Genomic DNA, 9,904 nt, shown 5'->3' on the forward strand with positions numbered 1-9,904 from the left:
GCACCGACTTGTTCCATAGGCCAGTACGGTGCGTCCTGGTGCCAGTTGGTTGCCTTGCTCTGTTCACCGCCGGGCTTGATCAGTCCATGGTCATGGTAGATGACCAGGCGCTTGCACTTCGATATCTTCCGGGCGATCTCCGCCAACCGCGCGTCAAACGAGTATTTCCGGATGACCTCGTAATCGACCCACAGGTTGACCATCTGGTTGAATACGCGGTTGTAATCGTCGTCCGTCTCGCCTCCACCACCCAGTATGCGTGCTCTCTTCTCCTCGACCGTCTTGTCCAGCGCGTCGGCCAGTTCCGCGATTTCCCGCTTCGAGAAAAACCCCGGAATCCGGAGAAAGCCATTCTCCTGAAAGAACTCAACCTCTTCGGCACCAATGTGATTTGGATTCATAAATCTGAAGAACCCGGGGATTGGATCGAATAACTCATATATAGTCCAAGCCCATACAAATCAACAACAATAAACATTTCAGTGCAGAATTTCGCACGAATAACGTAAATTAACTTACGGGCAAGAAATTTCAACCCTTTTTAACATCTCAAGGGTTTTATTCGACTTTACGGCGCGTGGTCGAAACCGGTACGGCAACCGGCCGCGACCGGTACGGCGCCTGGCCGGAATCGCTACATCCACCATCGTTCAACCCAGAGGAGCGCACTATGTCGACGGACCGCTACCGGATCGGCGTCCAGGACTATATCGACTATCACCGCGAAGGCTTCCTCGTCGTCCGCGGACTGGTGTCAGGTGCGGAAGTGGAAGATATACGCCGCCATACCGAAGTACTGATGCAGGGAAGGATTACCATCGAAGGGGTCGATCCACCGCCTCCCGGATTGACGTCCGAACAGATGGGACAGCACTGGCTGCGCATTCATATGCTTCACCGGAAGCACGCGCTGCATGAGCGGTATCTGCTGCAACCCCGTATCCTGGACGTACTCGAAGCCCTGATCGGTCCGGACGTGCTGGCACTTCAGACCATGTTGTTCCTGAAGCCACCCGGCCGCGAAGGCCAGGGTTTTCACCAGGACTCTTACTACATACCCACCTATCCCGACACGCTGATCGGTTCCTGGCTGGCCGTGGATCCCGCGGATGAAGAAAACGGCTGCATGATGGTCATACCGGGATCGCATTCTGAACCGATTTATCCGGACGAAGACAAGCTGGGCCAGAACCACACCGACGGCGCCATTGGGGACCTTCGGATCATCGAGGGTGCCAGCGCGACGGATGAATCCCTGAACGGACTGGCCCCTGTCGCCGGGAAGTATGCCGGTCGCGAGGTGGCCGCGCGGATGGAGCCGGGGGATGCCCTGTTCTTTCACGGCCACCTTCTGCACCGGTCGCACGAGAACCGGACCGGGACGCGGTTCCGCCGGGCTTTCGTGGGCCATTACTGCAACGCGAGGTCCTGGGTGCCGTGGAACCATGGCGCCGATTTCGAGGGGCCGACCGCGAATCACCTCCACATCCTCGCCCGCGGAAACTCCCATCTGCCCTTCGCCCTGCCGAAGTTCGGTACGCCATGCGACGCGCTCAGTCCCAGGGAGACGGCCCTGGGCATGCGTCCGGCGCGCATGATGGGCGACATGCCTGCGTCGTCCGTGAAGGGCGTCATGGTACCGCGTTGACCGATCCGACATCAGTCCGTGGGGCGGAAAGACTACGCGCCGAAGAGGGTCCGTGCCCGGTGGATGGCTGCGATCATGGTATCGATTTCATCTGAGGTGTTGTAGAAATAGAGGCTTGCCCGCGCGGTAGCGCCGTAGGACGTCCCGAGCCGGCGCATGAGGGGTTGCGCGCAGTGGTGCCCGGCGCGAATGGCGATGCCATGGCGGTCCAGCACCGTCGACAGGTCGCTGGGGTGCATGTTGTCCAGGTTGAAGGAGATCGCCCCTCCCCGGCCCGGCGCGTGACCGTAGACCGTCAGGCCGTCGATTTCCTCGAGCCGCTCGATCGTGTAGTCCGTCAGCGCTCTTTCGTGGGTGTGTATTTGATCCATCCCGACGGCGGAGAGGTAGTCCACCACATCGCTGAAGACGATAGCGTGGGCGATGTTGGGGGTTCCCGCCTCGAATTTCTCCGGGATGTCCGCGCTGGTGAACCCATCGAGCCGGACTTCGTCGATCATCGAACCCCCGCCCATGTAGGGCTCCATCGCCTCGAGCAATTCCTGCCGGCCGTATAGTCCGCCGATGCCGGTCGGACCGCACATCTTGTGGCCGGAAAACGCAAAGAAATCGCAGCCCAGACGCGCCGCGTCCACCGGCATGTGCGGCACGCTCTGCGCAGCGTCCACGAAGACCAGCGCACCGGCGTCGTGAGCTCTTTCCACGACGGCTTCGATGGGATTGACGGTGCCCAGCACGTTCGACATGTGCGCGATGGACACGATGCGCGTCCGCTCCGTGATCAGATCGTCCGCCTGGTCCATGTCGAGCGACCCGTCTTCGCGGATGTCGAAATACCGGAGCACGGCGCCGGTTTCCCGCGCCAACATCTGCCAGGGCACGATGTTGCTGTGGTGCTCCATGACCGACAGCAGGATTTCGTCGCCCGCCCCGACGTTCTTCCGGCCCCATGCGCTCGCCACGAGGTTGATGCCCTCGGTCGTATTCCGCACGAAGACCAGGCTGCGGGCCGGTACGTTGATGAATCGGGCGACCTTCTCGCGGGCGGCCTCGTAGGCGTTGGTCGCTTCCTCGCTGAGCGTGTGGAGTCCGCGGTGCACGTTGGCGTTCAGCCGCGTGTAGTAGTCGTCCAGGGCGTCGAGCACGGCCCGGGGTTTCTGCGACGTGGCGCTGTTGTCCAGGTAGACCAGCGGCTTGCCGTGCACCTTCCGGTCCAGGATGGGGAAATCCCCGCGGTAACGCAGGGCGTGTTCGTCTGACAGGCGGACCGCGTCATCCAGCTCGCGTGGCGTTTCTACCAGTGCTTCTTCCATGATTCCCCGACTGCGGCGATAACTGCTTGTGATAGCCGTCTGTGCCGGCCGTATGCGATCAGTAGTCTATGCCGAGCTCGAGCTTGGCGTCTTCGGTCATCATGTCGATATGCCAGGGCGGCTCCCAGACGATCTCGATCAGGGCGTCCGACACTTCGTCCAGGTCCTTTACCTTGGTTTCCACCTCGGCGGGCAGCGACTGGGCCGCCGGACAGTTCGGCGAAGTGAGCGTCATCTTGATGTTGGTCATGCCGTCCTGCTGAACGTCGATTTCGTAGATGAGTCCCATTTCGTAGATGTTGACCGGGATTTCGGGGTCGTAGCACGTCTTCAATACGTCCACAATCCGTTCTTTAACGGCATCCGTATCCATTCTTAAATCCCCTGTGCGCGTGTAGTGTATCCGCTTATCTATCCGTACGGCCCCGGGCCGTCGACAGATCCCGGATGGTGGATTCGAAGAGCGTATCCAGCGAGGTACGGACGGCGTCGATCCCGAGACGCCGGATCAGGTCGGCCGCGAACCCGTAGGTCAAGAGGTGACATGCGCTGTCATGGGACAGGCCGCGGGTCCGCAAGTAGAAGATCTGGTCTTCGTCAAGCTGGCCCACGGTGGCGCCGTGGGTGCATTTCACCTGGTCCGCGTAGATCTCGAGCTGAGGCTTGGTGTGTATCATCGCGTCAGACGAGAGCATCAGGTTCTTGTTCAGCTGCTTGGCGTCCGTTTCCTGGGCGTCCTGGTGGACAAACACCTTGCCGTTGAACACGCCGCGGGACCGCCCCTCGAGGATGCCCTTGTACACCTCGTAACTGTCGCAGTTCGGCACGGCGTGATCGATGGCGGTGTGGTTGTCCACGTGCTGGTCGCCCGCGACCAGGAACAGCCCGTTCATGCGCACCACCGCGTGCTCGCCTGAGAGCCGGGCGTTCGTATCGTTCCGGGTCAACGCGCCGCCCATGCTCATGTTGAAGGTGGAGATCCGGCCGTTCCCCTCCAGGTGGAGCTGGTTGGTGGACAGATGGGCGGCCCCCGCGCCTTCCCGGTTGATCCGGTAGTGTTCCACGTTACCGTCCCGCCCCACGGTGATTTCCGTAACGGCGTTGGTAAGGTATGCCTCGTCCGTCAAGCCGGAATAACTCTCGACCACCTTGAGGCTGGCCCCGTCGTCCGCCGTGATGAGCGTGCGCGGCTGCGTGGCCAGGGGGGCGCCAAGTCCGGTCGTTACGTAGTGCACGTGCACCGGGGTTTCCAGGGATCCGCCGCGCGGTACGTGGATGAACAGGCCGTTTTCGAAGAGGGCCGTGTTCAATGCCGTAAGCCCGGCAACTTCGTAATCGGCATAGCGCGCGAGGTGCGAATGGACGAGCTCCGGATGATCCGCGAGGGCGTCAGCAAGGCTGCTTACCACGACGCCCCGGGGCAATTCCGGCCCGTGCGACAACGCGGGCGCGTGCACGCCGTTTACGAAAACGATCCGGTGCCAGCCGTTCTGGCCGAATTCGTAAGGCGCGAGCGCATCCTCGTCCAACATCGCTTCCACTTGCCCGCCAGGCCCGCCTGATGCGCCTGGGCTGCCTGGGCTGCCTGGTACGCCCGGCCCGCCTGGGCCGGTCTGGTAGGAGGTGTCCGCGATCTGCCGGAGATCGGTGTAAATCCAGTCTTCCTTGAGCGGAAAGGAAAGCTCGCGGGCGACCGGCATGCCGAGTTCCCGGAAGCGCTTCATGGCATCCGAACGGATCCGGTGCAGCCAGAGCGGCGCATCCATGGTCCGGATACGGTCGTAAGCATCATAAAACGAGGTGTATCGCGTGTCCGCAGTCTGTTTCAATGCTTCTGTCATTTCGTGTTCCCGTTCTCCCTTTGAGGACTCAGCCGGCAGCTTCCACTTCTTCCCGTATCCACTCGTAGCCCTTTTCTTCCAGTTCGAAGGCCAGCTCTTTCCTGCCCGACTTCACGATCCGGCCCTGGTACATGACATGGACGTAGTCCGGCACGACGTAGTCCAGCAGTCGCTGGTAGTGGGTGATGACGATCATGGCGTTGTCCGCGGTGCGCTGCTGGTTGATCCCGTGGGCCACGATGCGCATGGCATCGATGTCCAGCCCGGAATCCGTCTCGTCCAGAATGGAAAGGGTCGGTTCGAGCACGGCCATGTGGAAGATCTCATTGCGTTTCTTCTCGCCGCCGGAAAAGTCCTCGTTCACAGGGCGCCGGGCCAGTTCGGGGTCCATGTCGACCTGTTTCATCTTATTGTCCAGCAGCCGCCGGAACGCGCCGGCGCTAATTTCCGGTTCGCCACGGTACTTCAGGCGTTCGTTCATCGCCGCCCGGAGGAAGTAGGCGTTGCTGACGCCGGGGATCTCCACCGGGTACTGAAAGGCCAGGAACATGCCCTCGTTGGCCCGTTCCTCGGGGGTGAGCTCGAAGAGATCCTTGTCCTGGAACCGTACCGTGCCTCCGGTTTCTTCGTATTCCTCGTGGCCGGCCAGGATCTTGCCCAGCGTGCTCTTTCCTGAGCCGTTGGGCCCCATGATCGCATGGACCTCGCCCCGGTCTACGGTCAGGTCGATCCCGTTGATGATGTCCTGGTCCTTGATCCCGCCACGCAGATTCCTGATTTCGAGTAATGCCATCTCGCTTGCTTTCTCCTGTTGTATTTCGTGGTTTCAGGCTTGGTCACCTTGGGCTCAACCGCCCTGGTCCTGGTCGCCCGTTCTCGTCAACCCACACTGCCTTCCAGGCTGATCCCCAGCAGCTTCTTCGCCTCCACGGCGAATTCCATCGGCAGTTCCTGGAAGACCTCCTTGCAGAACCCGTTGATGATCATGGAAATGGCGTCTTCGGTGGAAATGCCTCGGGTCTTGCAATAGAAGAGCTGGTCCTCGCTGATCCGGGCGGTCGACGCTTCGTGTTCCACGCTCGCCGAGTTGTTTCCCACGTCGATATAGGGAAAGGTATGGGCGCCGCAGCGGTCGCCGATCAGCATCGAGTCGCACTGGGTGTAGTTCCGCGCCCCGTCCGCCTTCTTCAGGACCTGGATCCTTCCCCGGTAGACATTCTGGCCGTTGCCCGCGGATATCCCCTTGGAAACCACGGTGCTGCGCGAGTTTTTCCCCACGTGGATCATCTTGGTCCCCGTGTCGGCCACCTGCTTGTTGCGGGTCAACGCCACGGAATAGAACTCTCCGATGGAATGGTCACCCTGCAGGATCACGCTGGGATACTTCCACGTGATGGCCGATCCCGTTTCCACCTGGGTCCAGGAGATCTTGCTGTTATCCCCCTTGCAGGCCCCGCGCTTGGTCACGAAGTTGTAGACGCCGCCCTTGCCCTGTTCGTCGCCAGGGTACCAGTTCTGCACCGTGGAATACTTTATCTGCGCGTCTTTCAGGGCCACCAGTTCCACGACCGCCGCATGCAGCTGGTTCTCGTCCCGCATAGGCGCGGTGCAGCCTTCCAGGTAACTCACGTAGGAACCCTCGTCTGCGATGATCAGGGTGCGCTCGAACTGGCCGGTTCCGGCCGTGTTGATGCGGAAGTAGGTGGAGAGTTCCATGGGACACCGGACGCCGGGCGGGATGTAGCAGAAGGAACCGTCGCTGAATACGGCCGAGTTCATCGTCGCGAAATAGTTGTCGCGGTACGGCACCACGGTGCCCAGGTACTTCTCCACCAGGTCGGGGTGTTCCTGCGCCGCCTCGGAAAAGGAACAGAAGATGATGCCCAGTTCGGCCAGCTTGTCCTTGAAGGTCGTGTGGACCGACACGCTGTCGAAGACCGCGTCCACGGCCACGCCCGCGAGCACCTTCTGCTCTTCCAGCGGAATGCCGAGCTTGTCGTAGGTCGCCAGCAGTTCGGGATCCACTTCGTCGAGGCTGTTGTACTGCGGCGTGTTCTTCGGCGCGGCGTAGTAGACGATATCCTGGTAGTCTACCGGCGGATAGGCCATGTACTGCCAGTTGGGCTCCTTCATCGTGAGCCAGTGCCGGTAGGCCTTCAGGCGCCATTCCAGCAGAAACTCGGGCTCTTTCTTCTTGGCGGATATGAACCGGATGATATCCTCGTTGAGCCCCGGCGGCGCCGTTTCCATCTCGATGTCGGTCACCCAGCCTTCTTTGTATTCCTGCTGGGCTAAAGTTTCGATGGCTTCCATTGCATCTCCTTGAATCGATGTAAAACCTGCCGTGCCGAGCCCGCCATGCAGAACCTGCTGCGCTGACGGCCGTGCCGAGCCCGCCGTGCTAACGGCTTATCTGGATCGTACCGCCCATCGCCGGCTCCCGCATGGTATCCTGGGAGACCTGCTCCACCACCTCGAGGACCTGGTGTTCCGTCTGCAGCAGGTCCATGAGGGTGATGTGGTCGAGCACGCCGGACAGGTACCGGGCCAGGACCGTCCAGACCGGACGGATGGCGCACGCGTTCAGGTGCGTGCAGGCCTCCAGGTGGCCGGAGAAATGATCGCACATGTGCGCGTCCGGGCTCGTAAGTATGACCCCGTCTTCCGAACTCAGGGCGCGCATGACCTCGCCCAGCGTTATGCGCTGCGGTTCCCTGGCCAGCGCGTAGCCGCCCCGGATCCCCCGCACGCTTCGGACGAGTTCCGCCCGTCTGAGGATCATCAGCAGCTTGGATACGTAGTCCAGGGAAATGCCCTCCGACTCGGCAATCTGCCGACCCGTGACCGGGTCGCGGGAATGGTATCGCGCCAGCTGCAGGATACACCGCAGTCCGTATTCTTCCTGGGCGGTCACTTTCATGATCGAGTCTCCTTACAAAGGTCAGATAGCAATGTGAATATAGCAAACCTGACTTTTATGTCAAGTATTAAATCCGGTGCGTATTGGAGCGGCTGTCGTGTGCTGAATCTCATGCATTGAACCATGCCGGCCACTGAAGGCGGGGTGCCGAAAGCGGGGCGTTGCCGTTTCCGTTGCGATCTCCTTGACATCGTTGGCGGCCGGCGTTACCGTCGGTCCCATATCCACACAACCGATTCCCACGCCTGAACGAGGGTAAAAGGACCACCCATGTCCGAAAAACTCGATGTGCGCCTGCTCCCCGGTACCCAGGTCGTCGACGCGGTGACGGGACAAGGTTATTTCCCGGTCATAACCCGTCTGGGCGGCAGTAATCTGCTCATGGCCTACCGCGGCGGCGCCGCACACATGGGCCTGGGCGGGCGGCTGGACGTGGGGCGCTCCCCGGACGGAGGCTTGACCTGGTCCGGGCCTGTGACCGTGGCCGACAGCGAACGGGACGACCGGAACCCCGCGCTCGGCATGGCGCCGGACGGCACGCTCGTGCTGGCCTACCACTGGCAGGGCTCCTATGACGACGAAGGCGCCTGGAAACCGGAAATAGGCAGGGCCGATACCCGGGTGGTATACTCCGAAGACGGCGGCCATACCTGGGTGGACGACGCACTCATCGATTATGCCCCGATCAACGGCGCTTCACCCTTCGGCAAGATTTTCACGGCAGGCGGCGTCATGCACATGCTGATCTACGGCGGTGCGCCGTGTTGCGAGCCCGAGGAGGGCACGGTCCGGGTCGGCCCCGCGACGACGCCGACGTACATACTCCGGTCGAAAGACAACGGCCGTTCCTGGGGCGATCCGACCCTGGTGGCGCTGGGACTGAACGAATCGGACGTGGCCATCCTCCCCGACGGCCGCTGGCTGTTCGTCGCCCGATCCGAGGAACGCGCGGAGCAGGCGCTGCATGCCTGCGTGTCGGAAGACGGCGGGTACACCTGGCGCATGGTCGGCCGGGTCACGGACGCGAAGGAACACCCGTCGGACCTCACCCTGTTGCCCAACGGCTGGCTGCTGCTCGTCTTCGGGCGCCGGCATCCCCCCTTCGGTGTGGAGGGCCTTATCAGCCGGGACGGCGGGACGACCTGGGATGAGCGGCGCCTGGTGCTCGACGACTCCCTGCCCGGCGGCGACATCGGTTATCCCTCCACGGCCAGCCTGGAAGGCGGACGGCTGGTTACCGCCTACTACACGGCGGGGACACCGGACCGGCAATGGGAGATGTTCCGCGCCGCGGACGTCGCCTGCAAGGTGTTGTCCTACGACGCATCCAGCCTGATTCACCACTGGAACAAAAACGCGTAACATCCTGTTCAGGAAGGGGTTACGGTTCGGGAGCCTTGCGTGCGAGTCCTTGATTCAGGCACGGTCGGTGACGGCCGTCCGATCCCCGATCACCGCAGCAGTTGCGCCTTCACCACCATCAACCGCCTCCATGACGGCACGATGCTCGTCTCGGGCCGATGGGGCGCGGATCGTGACTCGGTGGACGGGCACGCTTGCATCTGGGCGACTGCGGACCTGGGCCGTACCTGGGAACTTCGCTACGACGGCTACGGGAGGGGATCCTGGGACGGCACGCCGGGCGAAATAAAGGGGCTGACCAGTACGGAGCTTGTTCCGGGCAGACTCATGGCCACGGCCCTGTGGGTCGACCGTTCCGACCCGGATCTACCCTTCATCCACCCGGACACGCAGGGCCTGCTGCCCATGCGCATCATGCACGTCGAGTCGGCGGACGTAGGCTGCACCTGGGGCCCGCCGCGACGCATGGATACGTCGCCCCACCTCGCCGCTTCACCTTGTTCGCATGCCGTTATCAAGCTGCCCGGCGGCGTCCTTGCCCAGCCCTACGAACAGTGGAAGGAATACGAGGACTCGTCACCCGGACGGCCCGCGGCGCGGCTGCGCTTTTCCCGGGACGGCGGCCGGACCTGGCCGGAGTTCGTCACCGTAGCCCGCCATCCAGACAACGCGCTGGCCTACTGGGACCAGCGGCTGGCCATCCACCCCGGAGACGGGCGCCTCGCCGCCACGTTCTGGACCCATGATTTCAGGGCGGGGTCGGACATCGATATCCATATCGCCTTCGGAACCCCGGATGGACGGTCGTGGACCACCCCGC

The 9,904-nt window shown here is 62.2% G+C and carries 10 protein-coding genes; 3 read left to right on the plus strand and 7 right to left on the minus strand.

All coding sequences use genetic code 11. The features are described 5' to 3' along the window. Positions 1–401, minus strand: a 401-nt coding sequence (locus OXH56_07995; protein ID MCY3555248.1) for a phytanoyl-CoA dioxygenase family protein, incomplete at its 3' end; no start/stop codon positions are given. Positions 402–670: 269 nt separating this feature from the next. On the opposite strand from OXH56_07995, the gene OXH56_08000 reads away from it, so the two are divergent. Next, positions 671–1,648 (plus strand): phytanoyl-CoA dioxygenase family protein, encoded by a 978-nt coding sequence (locus OXH56_08000; GenBank protein ID MCY3555249.1) that lies wholly within the window; start codon positions 671–673, stop codon positions 1,646–1,648. A 32-nt stretch (positions 1,649–1,680) separates the two neighbouring features. On the opposite strand, the gene OXH56_08005 is transcribed toward OXH56_08000, so the two are convergent. From OXH56_08005 to OXH56_08030, 6 genes are all read right to left on the minus strand, one after another. Then, entirely contained in the window at positions 1,681–2,961 is a 1,281-nt protein-coding gene (locus OXH56_08005) for a cysteine desulfurase (GenBank protein MCY3555250.1), read from the minus strand. Positions 2,962–3,019: 58 nt separating this feature from the next. Next, positions 3,020–3,334 carry an iron-sulfur cluster assembly protein gene (locus OXH56_08010; protein MCY3555251.1) on the minus strand — a complete coding sequence of 105 codons (315 nt, stop codon included), beginning with the start codon at positions 3,332–3,334 and terminating at the stop codon, positions 3,020–3,022. Between the two features lie 34 nt (positions 3,335–3,368). Further along, entirely contained in the window at positions 3,369–4,802 is a 1,434-nt protein-coding gene (gene sufD / locus OXH56_08015; protein MCY3555252.1) for a Fe-S cluster assembly protein SufD, read from the minus strand. Positions 4,803–4,830: 28 nt separating this feature from the next. Next, positions 4,831–5,595 (minus strand): Fe-S cluster assembly ATPase SufC, encoded by a 765-nt coding sequence (sufC, locus tag OXH56_08020; protein ID MCY3555253.1) that lies wholly within the window; start codon positions 5,593–5,595, stop codon positions 4,831–4,833. An 86-nt stretch (positions 5,596–5,681) separates the two neighbouring features. Beyond that, positions 5,682–7,115 carry a Fe-S cluster assembly protein SufB gene (gene sufB, locus OXH56_08025; protein MCY3555254.1) on the minus strand — a complete coding sequence of 478 codons (1,434 nt, stop codon included), beginning with the start codon at positions 7,113–7,115 and terminating at the stop codon, positions 5,682–5,684. A gap of 88 nt (positions 7,116–7,203) precedes the next feature. Further along, on the minus strand, positions 7,204–7,722 hold the full coding sequence (locus tag OXH56_08030) for an Rrf2 family transcriptional regulator (protein ID MCY3555255.1): 519 nt from the start codon (positions 7,720–7,722) through the stop codon (positions 7,204–7,206). A 270-nt stretch (positions 7,723–7,992) separates the two neighbouring features. Between OXH56_08030 and OXH56_08035 the strand changes: the two genes are divergently transcribed. Together OXH56_08035 and OXH56_08040 are read left to right on the plus strand one after the other, a co-directional pair. Continuing rightward, positions 7,993–9,084 (plus strand): sialidase family protein, encoded by a 1,092-nt coding sequence (locus OXH56_08035; GenBank protein MCY3555256.1) that lies wholly within the window; start codon positions 7,993–7,995, stop codon positions 9,082–9,084. A gap of 39 nt (positions 9,085–9,123) precedes the next feature. Further along, positions 9,124–9,904 (plus strand): hypothetical protein (locus tag OXH56_08040; GenBank protein MCY3555257.1); only part of this gene is annotated, 781 nt, incomplete at its 3' end.

The organism is Gemmatimonadota bacterium (genome assembly GCA_026702745.1).
Classification (GTDB): Bacteria; JAAXHH01; JAAXHH01; order JAAXHH01; family JAAXHH01; genus JAAXHH01.